This is a genomic window from Paracoccus sp. DMF (genome assembly GCF_004407025.1).
GTDB lineage: Bacteria > Pseudomonadota > Alphaproteobacteria > Rhodobacterales > Rhodobacteraceae > Paracoccus > Paracoccus aminovorans_B.
Window position 1 is genome coordinate 16,720 of the sequence record NZ_SOKV02000010.1, and the last position, 14,552, is coordinate 31,271.

The following is a 14,552-nucleotide window of genomic DNA, read 5'->3' on the forward strand; positions in this document are numbered from 1 at the left end:
CAGGCCGGCGGCGTCCTGCCGCAGGGTGCGGCCGTCGGGCAGCAGCCGCGCCGCATCGGTCGGCCCCCGAGCCACGCGGCGGCATGCGTCGCCCCGCGAACCGGCGCCTGGCCCCGAAGGGTCCGCGCGCAGTTGGGCTGGATCATCGGTGCGCCGGCCGGCACGAAAGCCACTGCCTCCGCCTGGTGCGGGAAGCGCCCGGCTGGCCGCCTCTTGACGGGCCGCGGGCGGATCGACCATTGCGACAGGACCCGGCACGCGCCCGGGACCCATTCCCAGAAGCGAAGGCCCATCCCATGACCGCCACCAATCCCGCCCCGCGGTTTCTGTCCTATCAGGATGCGATCGGCCGGCTGGCCTGGACCGATGCGGTCGAGGCGCTGCGCCAAGGCCATGCGCTGCCCCGGGCCGAGATCCGCGACGTGTTCCTGGGCCCGCCGACCGGCACGATGATGAGCCGCTCGGCCCATATCCCGGGGCTGGGCTATGGTGCCAAGACTTTCACCGTCATGGACGGCAATGCGGCGCGCGGCCTGCCGACGGTGCAGGGCGCCATGCTGGTCTTCGACGATGCGACCGGCGCGCTGAAAGCCATCGTCGACAGCCCGCTGGTGACCGAGATCAAGACCGCCGCCGATTCCCTTCTGGGTGCCAGCCTGCTGGCACGGCCCGACAGCCGGCACCTGCTGGTCGTGGGCGCGGGCACGGTCGCGGCCAGCCTGGTCAAGGCCTATACGGCGGTGCTGCCGGGAATCGCGCGGGTCTCGGTCTGGTCGCGGCGCCCCGAGCAGGCGCAGGCGCTGGTCGCCGCGCTGGACGGCATCCCGGCCGAGCTGGCGGCGGTGCCCGATCTGCAGGCGGCGGTCGGGCAGGCCGACATCGTCGCCGCGGCCACCATGGCGCGCGCGCCGGTGATCCTGGGCGACTGGGTGCGGCCCGGCACCCATGTAGACCTGATCGGCGCCTTCAAGGCCGACATGCGCGAGGCCGACGACGCGCTGATGGCGCGGGCGGCGCTGTTCGTGGACAGCCGCGCGACCACGCTGGGCCATATCGGCGAGCTGACGATGCCCATCGCCTCGGGCGCGATCACGGCGGACAGCGTGCTGGGCGATCTCTACGATCTGGTGCGCCCCGATGCCCGGCGCCGGCAATCGCCGGACGAGATCACCGTTTACAAGAACGGCGGCGGCGCGCATCTGGACCTGATGACGGCGGATTACATCGCCAGGGCAATGGCGGGGTAGGCGGCTGCCCCGGAAGGGCGCTTGGCAACGAGCCCGCGCGGCTGTTCGGCGTATTGCGGCAACATCATCGTGCCGCCCGGCCACCCCGAGGCCGACGCCGGCTCAGTCATCTCCGGCGGCGACACCCTCTCGGTCGTGACAGTGCTGCTCGCGATGGGCATGCTGCCGATGCAGGGGCCGGTCACCGGACTGGTGCTCGAGACGCACCGGGTTGATCCGTGTGCGGGCGGAATGCGTGCATGGCAAGGGCAAGGCCGTGGCCTTCCGCAACGGGCCGGCCTTTGCCGCGCATCTGGATGCCGCGATCGAGGTGCCGCATCGGGTCCGGATCCGGGTCTATGTCGGCTGGGGCGGCATGGTCCATGCCATCGCCTGAAGCCCGAGCACGGCCGCGAGATCGCCCGCGTCTCGGCGCCGATCCGCCAGGCCGCGATCGAGCAGCTGCCGGCCGCGCATCCCGATTACTCCGGGGTCGGCATCACCATCTCGCAACTGTCGGGACGAGGGAGGCCTCGGCGGCGGATGGGAAGAACGCCGTGACCATGGCGACGGGCGAGCTGCCACTGGATCGCCCCTGCCGCCACCAGAGCATCCTGGGCAATATCCATACCGGCCGGCTGGTCGATAAGACGATGCTGGCCGACTGGCCAGCCGTGGTGCCGGAAATCACCGGCGTCAGCTGGTTCTATGAGCTGGACCCGCTGGTCCTGGATCACGGCGATCCGGTCCCGAGGGCTTCACCGCGGGCGACACCTGGGCGCAAGGCGCCGCACGGCCAGCCGCCGCAGGGCAGACGACTTCGGCGGCTGGGCGCCGCCGGGTGTCGGCCCTGTCACCAGCAAGGGACGACACGCCGCCAGCCTCCCGGAGCCGAACCCGCGTCCGCGATGAAAGTCTGTTCTGTGCCGCGCCGGCCCTGTGCTAACCTGCACCGCGCAGGAGGAGGGCGGCGTGAGCGATCGGCAGCATGTCGAGGAGATCGAGCGGGTGCTGGGCGGCTCCCAGACCGGGCGGGACGGCTTCGTCTCGGCTTCGTGGCGACGCTGCGTCGAGGTCTATGGCATGGACCCGATGCGCCGCGACCCGGCCCATATCGTCACGCAAAGCGAACTGCGCGACCACCGCCAGCAGGCGGAATGGATGATCGGCGCGGCGCGTTCCAGCCTGCAAAGCCTGTTCCGGCAGGTCGCCGGGCAGAACTACGTGCTGCTGCTGACCGATGCCAAGGGCGTCTGCGTCGATTTCTTCGGCGACGACCTGTTCGTGGACGACCTGCGCGGGGCCGGGCTCTATCTCGGCTCGAACTGGTCCGAGGATCTGGCCGGCACCTGCGGCGTCGGCGCCTGCATCGTCACCCGCGAGCCGGTGACCGTCCACCAGGACGACCATTTCGGCAATGCCCATGTCACGCTCAGCTGCACGGCGGCGCCGATCTTCGACAGCCTGGGGGAACTGGCGGCGGTGCTCGACATCTCGCTTCTGCGCTCGCCCACGCCGAAGCGCAGCCAGAACCTGGCCATGAGCTTGGTGACCAATGCCGCAAGGCGGGTCGAGATGGCGAATCTGATGGCCGAAAGCCGCCGCGACTGGGTGTTGCGCCTGTCCGACAGCCCCGAATTCCTGGACGTGGACCCCGAGGCGGCGGTGCGACTGGACGATTCCGGCCGGGTGCTGGGCTATACGCGCGGGGCGCGGCGGCTGTTCCCCGACGGCGCGGTCATCGGCCGGCGCATCGACGAGGTGCTGGGCCTGACCATCGACGACCTGCCCGACCTGATGCGCGACCGCCCGACCGAGGAGCGCATCGTCGAGATGCGCGACGGCGGCGCGCTGTTCGGCCATGCCATCGCGCCGCAGGCGCCGCGCACCGTGCTGCGCGGCGACCGGCGCGGCGGGCCGCTGGCCGGGCTGTCGGGCGGCGATCCGGCGATGACGCAATTGTTGACCCAGGCCGCGCGGCTGGCGCCGACCGCGGTGCCGCTGCTGATCGCGGGCGAGACGGGGACCGGCAAGACCAAGCTGGCCCATGCCATCCACATGGCCAGCGCCGCCGGCGGCTTCCTGGCGCTGGACTGTGCCGGGCTGACGGCCGAGGCGCTGCGCCAGGCCTGCGCGGAACTGCCCGCCGGCGCCACCCTGCTGCTGCGCCGGGTCGAGGATCTGCCGCCCGCGACGGTGCCGGTGCTGACCGCGCTGCTGGACGGGCGCAGCGGCTTGCGCGCCATTTCGACCAGCTGCGCGGCGCCCGGCGCGCTGGACCTGCCGCGCCCGCTGTTCCATCGCCTCGCCGGCGCGGTGCTGGAACTGCCGCCGCTGCGCCAGCGCCAGGACATCGGCTGGCTCTTGGATCGCATCCTGCGCCGGCGCACTTCCGAGGATGTGCGGCTGTCGCCCTCGGCCCGCGCGGCGCTGCTCGGGCGGCCCTGGCCCGGCAACCTGCGCGAGCTGGAGCAGGTGCTGGACGTCGCCATCGCGCTCTGCGAGGGGCGCGTCATCGACCTGCCGGACTTGCCCGCGCCGGTCGACCGCGCCGCGGCTGCGGACGATTCCGGCGAGACGCTGGAGCAGGTCATGGAGGCCTGCGGCTGGAACATGGCTCGCGCCGCGCGCCGGCTGGGGGTGAACCGCTCGACCGTGCTGCGCCGGCTGCGCAATGCCGGGTTGCAGCCCCCGGCCTGAGCCGTTGCGCGCCGTTGCGCCCGCAACACGCTGCACCGCAGCACTCGTTTTTCCGGCCGCGCGCGGCATCGCGTGATGGATCGCTGCGGCAAAACGCCGCGATACTCCCCCTCGAACAACGCGCAGAGGAGGAGACGCGATGCTCGATTCTACCGTCACGAGCCGCACGCAGGCGGTGCTGGACCAGCTCAATACCGCGCTGGACCAGAACGACGTGGCTGCCGCCGCCGGGCTTTTTGCCACCGACAGCTATTGGCGCGACCTGGTGGCCGTCAGCTGGAACCTGAAGACCGTCGAGGGGCCGGCCGGCGTCGCCGACATGCTGAACCGGCAGCTGGCCCGGACCCGCCCCGGCAATTTCCAACTCCAGTCCGGAGAGATCCCCGCCGAGGAGTGCGGCGTCATCACCGCCTGGATCACCTTCGAGACCGCCGCCGGGCGCGGCTGGGGCCTGATCCGGCTGAAGGAGGACCGGATCTGGACCCTGCTCACCGCCCTGCAAGAGCTGAAGGGTTTCGAGGAAAACCGCGGCAAGCGCCGCCCGATGGGCGCCGAGCACGGCGCGAAGAAGAACCGCACCACCTGGAAGGAACGCCGCGAGACCGAGGCGGCCTCGCTGGGCTACGATACCCAGCCCTATACGGTGATCGTCGGCGGCGGCCAGGGCGGCATCGCGCTGGGCGCGCGGCTGCGGCAGTTGGGCGTGCCGACCATCATCCTGGACAAGCACGACCGCCCCGGCGACCAGTGGCGCAGCCGCTACAAGTCTTTGTGCCTGCACGACCCGATCTGGTACGACCACCTGCCCTATATCAAGTTCCCCGACAACTGGCCGGTGTTCACGCCCAAGGACAAGGTGGGCGACTGGCTGGAAATGTATACCAAGGTCATGGAGCTGAACTACTGGACCCGCTCGACCGTCGAGCGCGCCGCCTTCGACGAGGCCTCGGGCACCTGGACCGTCGAGGTGGACCGCGACGGCGAGAAGGTCACGCTGCGCCCGACGCAGCTGGTGCTGGCGACCGGCATGTCGGGCAAGCCGAACATGCCGAAATTCCCGGGCATGGAGAGCTTCAAGGGCACGATCCAGCATTCCTCGCAGCACAAGGGCCCGGACGAATGGGCGGGCAAGAAGGTGGTGGTCATCGGCTCGAACAATTCGGCCCATGACATCTGCGCGGCGCTGTGGGAGGCGGACGCCGACGTGACCATGGTCCAGCGTTCCTCGACCCATATCGTGCGCTCGGACAGCCTGATGGAGATTGGCCTCGGCGCGCTTTATTCCGAGGAGGCGGTGGCGAACGGGGTGACGACCGAAAAGGCCGACATGATCTTCGCCTCGCTGCCCTACAAGATCATGCACGAATTCCAGATCCCGCTTTACGACAAGATGCGCGAGCGGGACGCCGAATTCTATGCCGGGCTGGAAAAGGCCGGCTTCCAGCTCGACTGGGGCGACGACGGCTCGGGCCTGTTCATGAAATACCTGCGCCGGGGCTCGGGCTATTACATCGACGTGGGCGCGAGCCAACTGATCATCGACGGCGAGATCAAGCTGGTTTCGGGCCAGGTCGATCACTTCGAGGCGGACGCCGTGGTGCTGACCGACGGCTCCCGGCTGCCGGCCGACCTGGTGGTGCTGGCCACCGGCTTCGGCTCGATGAACGGCTGGGCGGCCGACCTGATCAGCCAGGAGGTCGCCGACAAGGTGGGCAAGGTCTGGGGCCTCGGCTCGGCCACCACCAAGGACCCGGGGCCCTGGGAGGGCGAGCAGCGCAACATGTGGAAGCCGACGCAAGCGCCGAACCTGTGGTTCCACGGCGGCAACCTGCACCAGTCGCGGCATTATTCGCTGTATCTGGCGCTGCAGCTGAAGGCGCGGCTGGAGGGTTTGGACACCCCCGTCTATGGCCTGCAAGAGGTGCATCACCTGTCCTGACGCCCCGTGCCCGGCCGGATCGCGGCCGGGCTTTCCATCCAGAACCGGAGAAAAGCAGATGAAAGCAGCACGTTGGCACGGCGCCCGGGACATTCGCGTCGAGGACGTTCCCGAACCCCAGGCCGAGCCGGGCGAGGTCAAGGTCAAGGTCGCCTGGACCGGGATCTGCGGCAGCGACCTGCACGAATACCTGGCAGGCCCGATCTTCGTGCCGGTGGGCCAGGACCATCCGCTGAGCCACGACCAGGCGCCGATCACCATGGGCCACGAATATTGCGGCACCATCACCGATGTGGGACAGGGCGTCACCGGCCTTGCCGTCGGCGACCGGGTGGCCATCGAGCCGATCTTTGCCTGCGGCACCTGCCCGGCCTGCCACGAAGGCAAATACAACCTGTGCGACCAGCTGGGTTTCGTCGGCCTGTCGGGCGGCCATGGCGGCTTCGCGGGCTATTCGGTGGTGCCCGCCCGCATGGTGCACAAGATCCCCGAGGGGCTGTCGATGGAGCAGGGCGCCCTGGTTGAACCGGCGGCGGTGGCGCTGCACGCCGTCCGCCTGTCGAAGATCAGGGCCGGCGACACGGCTGCGGTCTTTGGCGCCGGTCCCATCGGATTGCTGGTGGTCGAGGCGCTGCGCGTCGCCGGCGCGGCCCAGATCCATGTCGTCGAGCCCTCGGACGTGCGGCGGCAGAAGGCGCTGGAACTGGGTGCGACCTCGGCCATCGACCCCACGGCCGGCGACGCGGTCGCCGCGATCCGCGCGGCCAGCGGCGGCGTACATGTCGCCTTCGAGGTGACGGGCGTGCCGCGCGTGCTGCCGCAATGCATCGACGCCACCCGGCACGAGGGCCAGGTGCTGGTCGTCTCGATCTGGGAGGGCGAGGCCTCGTTCCACCCCAATACCGTCGTGCTGAAGGAACGGCAGTTGCAGGGCACCATCGCCTATCGCAACGTCTATCCGGCGGTGATGGCGCTGATGGAGCAAGGCTATTTTAGCGCCGAGAAGCTGGTGACGAAGCGCATTGCGCTGGGCGACATCGTGGCCGAAGGTTTCGAGGCGCTGGTGGCCGAGAAATCCCATGTAAAGATCCTGGTCGAGGCGCCGGAGTGATCTGACCGGCCCGCGCGGAGGGGGCGGCCGGCAGCCGCCCCTGGCCGCGTTCGCCAGCGAGGGCCGGTCCTGCGACGCCGTTGCCATGGCAACCTCTCTCCCGAAGCGGATCGGAAAGCGGGAACATCCCGCCGCGCGCCGGGTTGACCTGCCGGACCGAGAGGAGACCGCAATGACGGATGCGGAAGTCGAGGCCGCGAGTCTTTCCGCGCTTGCCGAGGCCGAGGCCAACTGTACGCGCTGCCCGCTTTATCGCGATGCCACGCAGGTCGTGCCCGGCGAGGGTCACCGGCAGGCGCGCATGATGGTCGTGGGCGAACAGCCCGGCGACAAGGAGGATCTGGCCGGCCGTCCCTTCGTCGGCCCGGCGGGCCGCCTGTTCGACGCGGCGCTGGTCCAGGCCGGCATTCCGCGCGACCAGATCTTCATCACCAATGCCGTCAAGCATTTCAAGTTCGAACCGCGTGGCAAGCGCCGCCTGCACCGCACGCCGAATGCCGGCGAGATCGACCGCTGCAAATGGTGGCTGGGGCAAGAACTCAAGCTGGTCGCGCCGGCCGTGCTGGTGGCGATGGGGGCGACCGCGCTCCGCGGATTGCTGGGCCGTCCGACCACCATCTCGTCGCTGCGCGGCAAGACGGGCCGCATCGAGGACGGCACCCCCCTGGTCGCCACGGTCCATCCGTCCTGGCTGCTGCGCATTCGCGACGCGGAAACGCGCGAGAAGGAGCGGATGGCGTTCATGGCCGATCTGCGCCGCGCGTGGAAGATGGCGGGATGAGCGCGCTGAAAGGCCGCGACCATGATGCCTTGCAGTCGGGCCAATGGACGACAGGGTGCGCTCCGACGCCTTCGTTCTGGCGAACGCTCTGGCAAAGGTCGACTCGCGAGGGGGGCAGTTCCGAAACTTTCCGCGACGGGGTGCAGGTGAAATCCGCATTTCGAACAGTCCGCAGCGGAACCAGTCGGCATCCTGTCGCCAGCAGCGCGATCTTTTGCGGGATCTGCAAGAGCATTCGCGCGCCGATGTGATCCGAGGTCCGACCCGCCGCGAGAAACATCCGGATCGGTCGGCCCATCGCATCGGCGCCCGCCGACCAGCCGCGCCGGGCGTCCTGCGCGCCTGCGGATGCGGCGCATGAACCTGCCCGGTCAGCGCGGTCATGATGGCGTGGCGAGCACCATTGATGCGTTCGGCCGTGAAACGGCCCCGACCGGATCGTCCGGCAGCGACGAACTGCAGGCCGTATTATGAGCGTTCAGTCGTCGCTCTCCGGCTTGCCGCTGCGCTTGTGATGCTGGCTTTCCTGGTTTTCGCCGTGCGGTATGGGATCGCCGTCGTCATCCTCCAGGTCATGCGGGCGCCCTTCGCCCTCGACGATCTGCCTGTTGGGGTCCTCGGCGGCCTCGAGATAGGGGCGTGGATCGAAATCCTTGTCGGCATTGCTGGTGTCCACACGCTTCTCGATGATCTGCCGCTGCTGCTGGCGCGTCTTCTGACCGGTCATTTGCAACCTCCTTCCTGTTCTGGCGCAAGGTGCTCACTTGTTCTCGCGGCCGCGTTGCTGCGGGTCGATGCCGCCTTGCGGGGTGGTGTCGTTCAGCACGTCGCCTTCGAAAGTGTTCTCGCCGCCGATCGCGGCATCCTTGCGGGTGACGCCTTTCGAGCGCCCGATGCCCGGATCGTGTCGCAGATCCGCATCCGAAGGCTGGCTGGTCTTGGGGTGCTTGCTGGTCATGGCTGTTCCTTTCCAATGCCTGTTCGGGAAGGGCACGATAACCGGCGAACCCGCGCGATGTTCCAGGGGAACGGCTTTGCCGCCTGAACGGGCAGGGCAGCGCTTTTCCGCTGATCGCTTTTCGCTCGTGCGTTGGTTTGACAGCGGATAGGGGCATAGCGAAGGAAAACGAGCATGCAAAATCAAATCATCCTCGCCTCCGCCACGATGGCGTATCTCATGGCCGGCGGCGCCCTTGCGGCGGCATCGGTCATCACCCTGCAAGCCATGGGCGTATGGATCGAGCCGCCCGGTTCGTAAAAGACTGCTGTTGCTAAAATGCGCGCGGCCTTGCTTTGGGCGCGCCGGATAGGGGGCGCGGGTTTGCCCCGCGCCAAGCCCAGTTGTTTCTTGACTGTATGTTACGGCCTAGGGCTCGTCCTCGGGCGGCGGGGCCTGGTCCGTTTCCCGATTGCCCACATGGTCTTGGCGCTGTTCGGTCTGGACGTGACGGCTGTCCAAGCCGCGCTGCTCCGAATGGCGGGCGGTGTCGCGGTTGGAAAGAACCGCATTCTCGGGCAGTTCGCCGGTATCCTCCGGCGTCATGCCGCCGCTGCCGTCGCCCTTGCCCTGGTCCTGCTGACCGGCGCCGAACTTCTTGCCTGCCTGTGCCATGGGATCCTCCTTCGAATGGCTGGGCCCGTGGAACAAGCCGGGCGGGATTATGTTCCCGGCGACGGAAATGGCCGGCTGAGCCCGGCGGCGCCGGCCAGCCCGAAGCGCCAGGGCCGGTCCTGGGCCTTGCTGATGCCGATGCGCGGCCCGACCAGCAGGTCCGGAGCCGCGGTCGGCAGCAGCAAGGCCAGATCCCCACCGTCGAAGGGCGCGCCGTCATCCGCCAGGCTGAGCCCCAGCGCCTGGGCCAGGCGGCCGGGGCCGTTGCAGAGCAGCCCGTTTCCCCGCCGCGCCTGCATCAGCTTCTGCCCGGTGTGCGGCGCCAGGGCGCGGATCAGCACGGCCTCGCCCGGTCGAGCCACCACGTTCAGGCACAGGTGGATGCCGTAGCAGCGATAGACATAGGCATGGCCCGCCGGCCCGAACATCGCAGCATTCCGCGCCGACGGACCGCGATAGCTGTGCGAGGCCGGGTCGTCCCGGGTATAGGCCTCGGTCTCGATCACCGTGCCGCCCGCGCCGCGGACCAGCAGCGTCGCGCCGATCAGCCGGCGCGCCAGATCCTCGGCGCCAAGACCGTGGATCTGGCGCGAAAAGGCGTTTCCGACCTGCGGCTCGGCCTCGGCGCTGCGGGCCTTTCGTGCTTCGTCCGGCATGTCCGCCCTTCCTGTTGCGCCGGGCAGGACCGCGGCTCGCAAAGCCGGTCAACCGGCCGGCCCTGCGAATGGTTCCCCGCGCGTGGCACAGCGATCAGGCCGGAAAGGGATGTTCCCGGCTCTGGCGCAGCGCCTCGGTCACCTCGGCGTCGCTGACCTGGTCGAAGTTCACGTAATGCAGCCCCACCGCGCGGAAAGGGTCGGGCGTGATCAGGCAGACCACATCCGCAACCTTGCGGCGCAATTCCCGGACGATATCCGGCGCGGCGACCGGAACCGCGACGACGATCTCCAGCAGGTCGAGCCGCGCCAGCGCGGCCAGCGCCACCCGCAGCGTGGCGCCGGTGGCGATGCCGTCATCCACGACGATGGCGCGCTTGCCGGCCAACGGGATCGCCGGATGATCCTGAAGGTAAAGCGCCCGGCGGCGGGCGATTTCCGCCAGCATGCGCTGTGCCTCGGCCTCGACATAGCCGGCGGGCAGGGTGGCCGGGTCCACCGCCTCGTTCAGCAGCACCTGCGGCTCGGCCCCGTCGATCACGGCGCCGATGGCGAATTCCGGAAAGCCGGGCATGCTGATCTTGCGCACCATCAGCAGGTCCATCGGCGCCTGCAGCCGCCGCGCGATCTGAAGCCCCACCGGAACCCCGCCGCGCGGCAGGGCCAGCACGACATTGCGGCCGTCGCGATAGGATTCCAGCCGGTCGGCCAGCATGCGGCCCGCCGCGTCGCGATTGGGAAGCACCAGGTCGATGTTCATCACAAGCCCCATGGCCAGGTTTCGGGAATGCCGTCCCTGGCGCCACGGGCCGGGGCGGCATCGACGGCCGAGGTTTCGTCGAACCAGACCCAGCCGTCATATTGCCGGGCCGGCCGCGTCTCGAGGTAATGGCTCATCAGCTCGCTTTCGGGGCGATAGATGACGCCGATGAAGCGTTGCAGCAGCGGCTCGGTGCCGGCCAGATCCGGCGCGGCGTCGCCCAGCGCCAGCAGAAAGCCGGACAGTCCGGCATCGTGGCAGGCGGCCTCGAAACTGCCGGGCCGCGCCGGGCGCAGCGCCTTGACCTCCATCTCGGCGTCCCAGGCCGAGGCCGCGGCCACCGTGCCGCCATGCATGCCGAAACCCAGCAGCGCCACCGCGTCGCCCCATTTCTCGCGGCAGAGCTGGCCCAGGTTCAGCTCGCCCAGCTTGGTGCCCATCGTGGTCTCGCGCGCGTCCCCGATATGCGAATTATGCGCCCAGACCACCGCCTTGGCGCCGTCGCGCTCCATCAGGTGACACAGGGTTTCGAACATGTGCCGGTCGCGCAGGTTCCAGGACGAGGCGCCGCCGTGATGCATCAGGCGATAATAACGCTCGGCCGCGGTGATCAGCCGGGCGTTCTGCGCCGCGTCCAGGAAGGCGTCGGGATCCTGCGGCTCATAGCGCATCCTGCGCTCCAGAAGCTCGCGGCATTGGCGGATGACGGCTTCCTCGCAGGCGCGCAGCCGGGCATCCGCCGGCGACGGCGCCGCTTGCGCCCAGGGTTCCAGGCAGGCATAGCGCTCGCGCGCCAGCGCGGCGGCTTCCGGGTCGATCTGGTCGAGATAATCCAGCACCGCGCGGATCGAGCCGTAGAGGCTGTACATGTCGAGCCCGTAGAGCCCGGCCTGCATTCCGGGATGGCCGAGGTTCCAGCCGCGCAGCCAGTCGACGAAGGCGAAGAATTCCGCATTACGCCACATCCATTGCGGAAAGCGCTGGAAGGGCGGCTCGCCGCGGCCGATGGGGCGGCCGCGCACCAGCCGGTTCACCGCGGCGGCGTCGGGCCAGTCCGCCTCGAGCGCGACGATGCTGAAGCCGTGATTGCGGATCAGATGGGCGGTGATCGCCGCGCGGGCGCGATAGAATTCCGAGGTTCCATGGCTGGCCTCGCCCAGCAGGATGATCCTGCGGTCCGCCCAGCGGTCGAAGGCTTGGCCGAAACCGGGATCGTCCAAGGCCGCAAGCGGCACGGCGCGATCCCGGATCGCGGCCGCAAGATCCTGCGAAGTGGCTGCTTCTGGCTGCATCTGGCACCCTTTCGTCTGCAAGGGTGAAACCGCTTCGTCCCGCCGATGTTCCCGAAAGGCGCGCAGTCCCTGCGGGCGACCCGTTCAAGCGGCTTGCAAGTGGCGCGGGCAAAGACCGGACCGCGCGATGGGGCGCGACCCGGTCCCTGGCGGTTGCTCAGCCCCGCGGGCCGGGGGCGTTCGTGCCTTGCTGCAAGGCGGGCCCGCCGGCCGGTTCGGCCCCGGCGGGGGCGTCGCCGCTGATCTCCTTCTGGGCCCGCTCGGGCGTGAGCTCGGGATCGGGTCCGGTTTCGGAGGCAGCCATTTCCTGCTCGGCCTGGTTCCAGTGTTCCAGCTCGCGGCCTTCGGGACGGCCCTCGGCCTCCCAGATCTCATGCGCGCGGGCGCGGATGCGTTCGGTGTCTGCCATGGTTCTTCCTCCGATCAGGTTAACTGGCGCGTCAGCGCCATCACGCTTTGCCAGGGCAACGCGATGCTGCCCTGGACGATGTCATCACGGGCGATCTCGTCAGCCGAACTGTCGAGACGCAGCCGCCATTCGCCCTCGGGCAGGGCGAATTCGGCATCCTCGCCGGAATTGACCAGCAGCAGCAGTCGGTCCCGGTCCATGGTGATCTGCATGCCCATGCAGCGCAGCTCGGCGTCCTGCCAGTCCGCCTCGGCCATCTCGCGGCCCTGGGGATGCAGCCAGCGCGCCTGCGGATCGCCCTCGGCGGCCAGAAAGCGGTTATGCGCCAGCCCGCTTTCGCGGCGAAACGCCGCCAGGGCCGCGACCGCGGCGCGGATGTCCTCGCGCGCCGAGGCCCAGTCGATCCAGGAAATCTCGTTGTCCTGGCAATAGGCATTGTTGTTGCCCTGCTGGGAATGGCCCAGCTCGTCGCCGGCCAGGATCATCGGCACGCCCTGCGCCAGCAGCATCGTCGCCAGCATCGCCCGGATCCGGCGCAGCCGTGCGGTCAGGATGCCGGGATCGTCGCTGGGGCCCTCGGCGCCCAGGTTGTCGGACAGGTTGTTGTCATGGCCATCGCGGCCGTCCTCGCCATTGGCCTCGTTGTGCTTGTCGTTGAAGCTGACGGTGTCCATCAGGGTAAAGCCGTCATGCGCCGCGACGAAATTCACGCTCGAGGTCGCGGGGCGATGGCTGTGGGCGAATTGCACCGGCGAGCCCGACAGCCGCTCGGCCAGCGCCGGCAGCAGCCCCGGATCGCGGCGCCAGAAGCGGCGGCTGTCGTCGCGGAACTTGTCGTTCCATTCCCGGAACGGCCAGCGATAGCCGCCGACCTGATAGCCGCCGTCGCCCACGTCCCAGGGCTCGGCGATCAGCTTGACGCCCGACAGCACCGGGTCCTGGCGGATGGCGTTGAAGAACGAGCCGTCGCGCTCGAACCCCTCGGCCTCGCGCCCCAAGGTCGAGGCGAGGTCGAAGCGGAAGCCGTCGACATGCATGGCCTGCACCCAGTAGCGCAGGCTGTCCATCACCATGCGCAGCACCATCGGATGCGCCACGTTCAGCGTGTTCCCGGTGCCGGTGGTGTCGAAGCTGTGGCGCGGATCCTCGGGCGACAACAGGTAATAGGAGGCATTGTCGATGCCGCGAAAGGACAGGGTCTGGCCCAGCTCGCTGCCTTCGCAGGTGTGGTTATAGACCACGTCCAGGATGACCTCGATCCCGGCGGCATGCAGGCGGCGCACGGTCTCCTTGATCTCGCGGATGCGGCCCGATTGCAGATAGGGCGCATGCGGCGCGAAAAAGGACAGGGTCGAATAGCCCCAATAGTTCGACAGGCCCTTTTCGACCAGGTGGCGGTCATTGGCAAAGGCGTGGATGGGCAGCAGTTCCAGTGTCGTCACGCCCAGCCCTTGCAGATGCCCGATCACCGCCTCGCTGGCGAGGCCGCGGAAGGTGCCGCGGTCGGCCTCGGGCACCTCCGGATGCAATCGGGTCAGGCCCTTGACATGGGCCTCGTAGAGCACGGTGTCGGACCAGTGATGACGCAGCGCCTTGTCGCTGTCCCAGTCGAAGGCCGCATCCACCACCACCGCCTTGGGCATGAAGGGCGCGCTGTCGCGCTGGTCGAGGCTCAGGTCGTCCTGGCCGACCTCATAGCCATGCAGCGCGTCGTCCCATTGGATCGCGCCGCGCAATTCGCGCGCGTAGGGGTCGAGCAGCAGCTTCGCCGGATTGAAGCGGTGGCCCTGTTCGGGCGCGTAAGGGCCGTGGACGCGATAGCCATAGACCTGCCCCGGCGCCACCTCGGGCAGGTAGCCGAACCAGATGCCGCCCTCCATTTCCGGCAGGTCCAGGCGCGCGATCTCGCTTTCGCCGCTGTCGTCGAAAAGGCACAGCTCGACCCGCGTCGCATGGTCCGAGAACAGGGCGAAATTCGTGCCCTCGCCCAGGAATTCGGCGCCCAGCAGGTCGGAGCGGGCCGAGGCAGCATCGAAGCGCAGGCTGGACAGGTCGCGCATCGCCAT

The 14,552-nt window shown here is 69.1% G+C and carries 15 protein-coding genes and 2 pseudogenes; 9 read left to right on the forward strand and 8 right to left on the reverse strand.

The window, feature by feature from the left end; translation table 11 throughout:
* Window positions 1-296 precede the first annotated feature (296 nt).
* The 8 genes and pseudogenes from E3D03_RS07965 to E3D03_RS07990 all read left to right on the forward strand — a co-directional run bounded on the left by E3D03_RS07965 (window position 297) and on the right by E3D03_RS07990 (window position 7,757).
* Window positions 297-1,247, forward strand: a complete 951-nt coding sequence (locus E3D03_RS07965; protein WP_263566516.1) for an ornithine cyclodeaminase family protein — start codon at window positions 297-299, stop codon at window positions 1,245-1,247.
* Between the two features lie 21 nt (window positions 1,248-1,268).
* Window positions 1,269-1,439 (forward strand): annotated as a pseudogene (locus E3D03_RS21385) (proline racemase family protein); the annotation flags it as partial.
* 19 nt (window positions 1,440-1,458) lie between these two features.
* Complete coding sequence (locus tag E3D03_RS07970) at window positions 1,459-1,623, forward strand: proline racemase family protein (protein ID WP_263566517.1); 165 nt, start codon at window positions 1,459-1,461, stop codon at window positions 1,621-1,623.
* Window positions 1,610-1,966, forward strand: a pseudogene (locus E3D03_RS21390) (proline racemase family protein); the annotation flags it as partial. The gene E3D03_RS07970 and the pseudogene E3D03_RS21390, both read left to right, overlap by 14 nt.
* Window positions 1,967-2,198: 232 nt before the next feature.
* On the forward strand, window positions 2,199-3,926 hold the full coding sequence (locus tag E3D03_RS07975; protein WP_263566518.1) for a sigma-54-dependent Fis family transcriptional regulator: 1,728 nt from the start codon (window positions 2,199-2,201) through the stop codon (window positions 3,924-3,926).
* Window positions 3,927-4,065: 139 nt separating this feature from the next.
* Window positions 4,066-5,865 (forward strand): flavin-containing monooxygenase, encoded by a 1,800-nt coding sequence (locus tag E3D03_RS07980; RefSeq protein ID WP_263566519.1) that lies wholly within the window; start codon window positions 4,066-4,068, stop codon window positions 5,863-5,865.
* Window positions 5,866-5,923: 58 nt separating this feature from the next.
* Window positions 5,924-6,976 (forward strand): 2,3-butanediol dehydrogenase, encoded by a 1,053-nt coding sequence (locus E3D03_RS07985; RefSeq protein WP_263566520.1) that lies wholly within the window; start codon window positions 5,924-5,926, stop codon window positions 6,974-6,976.
* 85 nt (window positions 6,977-7,061) lie between these two features.
* Complete coding sequence (locus tag E3D03_RS07990; RefSeq protein WP_263566521.1) at window positions 7,062-7,757, forward strand: UdgX family uracil-DNA binding protein; 696 nt, start codon at window positions 7,062-7,064, stop codon at window positions 7,755-7,757.
* A 478-nt stretch (window positions 7,758-8,235) separates the two neighbouring features.
* Here the strand turns inward: E3D03_RS07990 and E3D03_RS07995 are convergent, their stop codons facing one another.
* Both E3D03_RS07995 and E3D03_RS08000 read right to left on the reverse strand, forming a co-directional pair.
* Window positions 8,236-8,484: a hypothetical protein gene (locus E3D03_RS07995; protein ID WP_263566522.1), complete on the reverse strand. Its 249-nt coding sequence runs from the start codon at window positions 8,482-8,484 to the stop codon at window positions 8,236-8,238.
* Between the two features lie 33 nt (window positions 8,485-8,517).
* A complete protein-coding gene (locus E3D03_RS08000; protein ID WP_263566523.1) occupies window positions 8,518-8,715 on the reverse strand; it encodes a hypothetical protein in 198 nt (65 codons plus the stop codon).
* 174 nt (window positions 8,716-8,889) lie between these two features.
* Here E3D03_RS08000 and E3D03_RS08005 point away from each other — a divergent pair, with 174 nt between their 5' ends.
* The gene (locus E3D03_RS08005) at window positions 8,890-9,015 is read left to right on the forward strand and encodes a hypothetical protein (RefSeq protein WP_263566524.1); all 126 of its coding nucleotides are present in this window, start codon (window positions 8,890-8,892) and stop codon (window positions 9,013-9,015) included.
* A gap of 108 nt (window positions 9,016-9,123) precedes the next feature.
* Here the strand turns inward: E3D03_RS08005 and E3D03_RS08010 are convergent, their stop codons facing one another.
* From E3D03_RS08010 to glgX, 6 genes are all read right to left on the reverse strand, one after another.
* Entirely contained in the window at window positions 9,124-9,369 is a 246-nt protein-coding gene (locus E3D03_RS08010; protein WP_263566525.1) for a hypothetical protein, read from the reverse strand.
* 47 nt (window positions 9,370-9,416) lie between these two features.
* The gene (locus E3D03_RS08015; protein WP_263566526.1) at window positions 9,417-10,025 is read right to left on the reverse strand and encodes a DNA-3-methyladenine glycosylase; all 609 of its coding nucleotides are present in this window, start codon (window positions 10,023-10,025) and stop codon (window positions 9,417-9,419) included.
* A gap of 94 nt (window positions 10,026-10,119) precedes the next feature.
* On the reverse strand, window positions 10,120-10,785 hold the full coding sequence (locus E3D03_RS08020) for a phosphoribosyltransferase (RefSeq protein WP_263566527.1): 666 nt from the start codon (window positions 10,783-10,785) through the stop codon (window positions 10,120-10,122).
* A complete protein-coding gene (locus E3D03_RS08025; RefSeq protein WP_263566528.1) occupies window positions 10,785-12,077 on the reverse strand; it encodes an erythromycin esterase family protein in 1,293 nt (430 codons plus the stop codon). The genes E3D03_RS08020 and E3D03_RS08025 overlap by 1 nt, the downstream gene beginning before the upstream one ends.
* Window positions 12,078-12,234: 157 nt before the next feature.
* On the reverse strand, window positions 12,235-12,486 hold the full coding sequence (locus tag E3D03_RS08030; protein ID WP_263566529.1) for a DUF2934 domain-containing protein: 252 nt from the start codon (window positions 12,484-12,486) through the stop codon (window positions 12,235-12,237).
* 14 nt (window positions 12,487-12,500) lie between these two features.
* On the reverse strand, window positions 12,501-14,552 hold the full coding sequence (glgX, locus tag E3D03_RS08035) for a glycogen debranching protein GlgX (protein ID WP_263566530.1): 2,052 nt from the start codon (window positions 14,550-14,552) through the stop codon (window positions 12,501-12,503).

Excerpts from the sequence above, each read along its gene's own strand:
- E3D03_RS07965 (WP_263566516.1), top strand. The coding sequence starts at position 297 with ATGACCGCCACCAATCCCGCCCCGCGGTTTCTGTCCTATCAGGATGCG.
- E3D03_RS07980 (WP_263566519.1), top strand. The coding sequence starts at position 4,066 with ATGCTCGATTCTACCGTCACGAGCCGCACGCAGGCGGTGCTGGACCAG.
- E3D03_RS07985 (WP_263566520.1), top strand. The coding sequence starts at position 5,924 with ATGAAAGCAGCACGTTGGCACGGCGCCCGGGACATTCGCGTCGAGGAC.
- E3D03_RS07990 (WP_263566521.1), top strand. The coding sequence starts at position 7,062 with ATGGCAACCTCTCTCCCGAAGCGGATCGGAAAGCGGGAACATCCCGCC.
- E3D03_RS07995 (WP_263566522.1), bottom strand. The coding sequence starts at position 8,484 with ATGACCGGTCAGAAGACGCGCCAGCAGCAGCGGCAGATCATCGAGAAG.
- E3D03_RS08000 (WP_263566523.1), bottom strand. The coding sequence starts at position 8,715 with ATGACCAGCAAGCACCCCAAGACCAGCCAGCCTTCGGATGCGGATCTG.
- E3D03_RS08005 (WP_263566524.1), top strand. The coding sequence starts at position 8,890 with ATGCAAAATCAAATCATCCTCGCCTCCGCCACGATGGCGTATCTCATG.
- E3D03_RS08010 (WP_263566525.1), bottom strand. The coding sequence starts at position 9,369 with ATGGCACAGGCAGGCAAGAAGTTCGGCGCCGGTCAGCAGGACCAGGGC.
- E3D03_RS08015 (WP_263566526.1), bottom strand. The coding sequence starts at position 10,025 with ATGCCGGACGAAGCACGAAAGGCCCGCAGCGCCGAGGCCGAGCCGCAG.
- E3D03_RS08020 (WP_263566527.1), bottom strand. The coding sequence starts at position 10,785 with ATGAACATCGACCTGGTGCTTCCCAATCGCGACGCGGCGGGCCGCATG.
- E3D03_RS08025 (WP_263566528.1), bottom strand. The coding sequence starts at position 12,077 with ATGCAGCCAGAAGCAGCCACTTCGCAGGATCTTGCGGCCGCGATCCGG.
- E3D03_RS08030 (WP_263566529.1), bottom strand. The coding sequence starts at position 12,486 with ATGGCAGACACCGAACGCATCCGCGCCCGCGCGCATGAGATCTGGGAG.
- glgX (WP_263566530.1), bottom strand. The coding sequence starts at position 14,552 with ATGGCGATGCGCGACCTGTCCAGCCTGCGCTTCGATGCTGCCTCGGCC.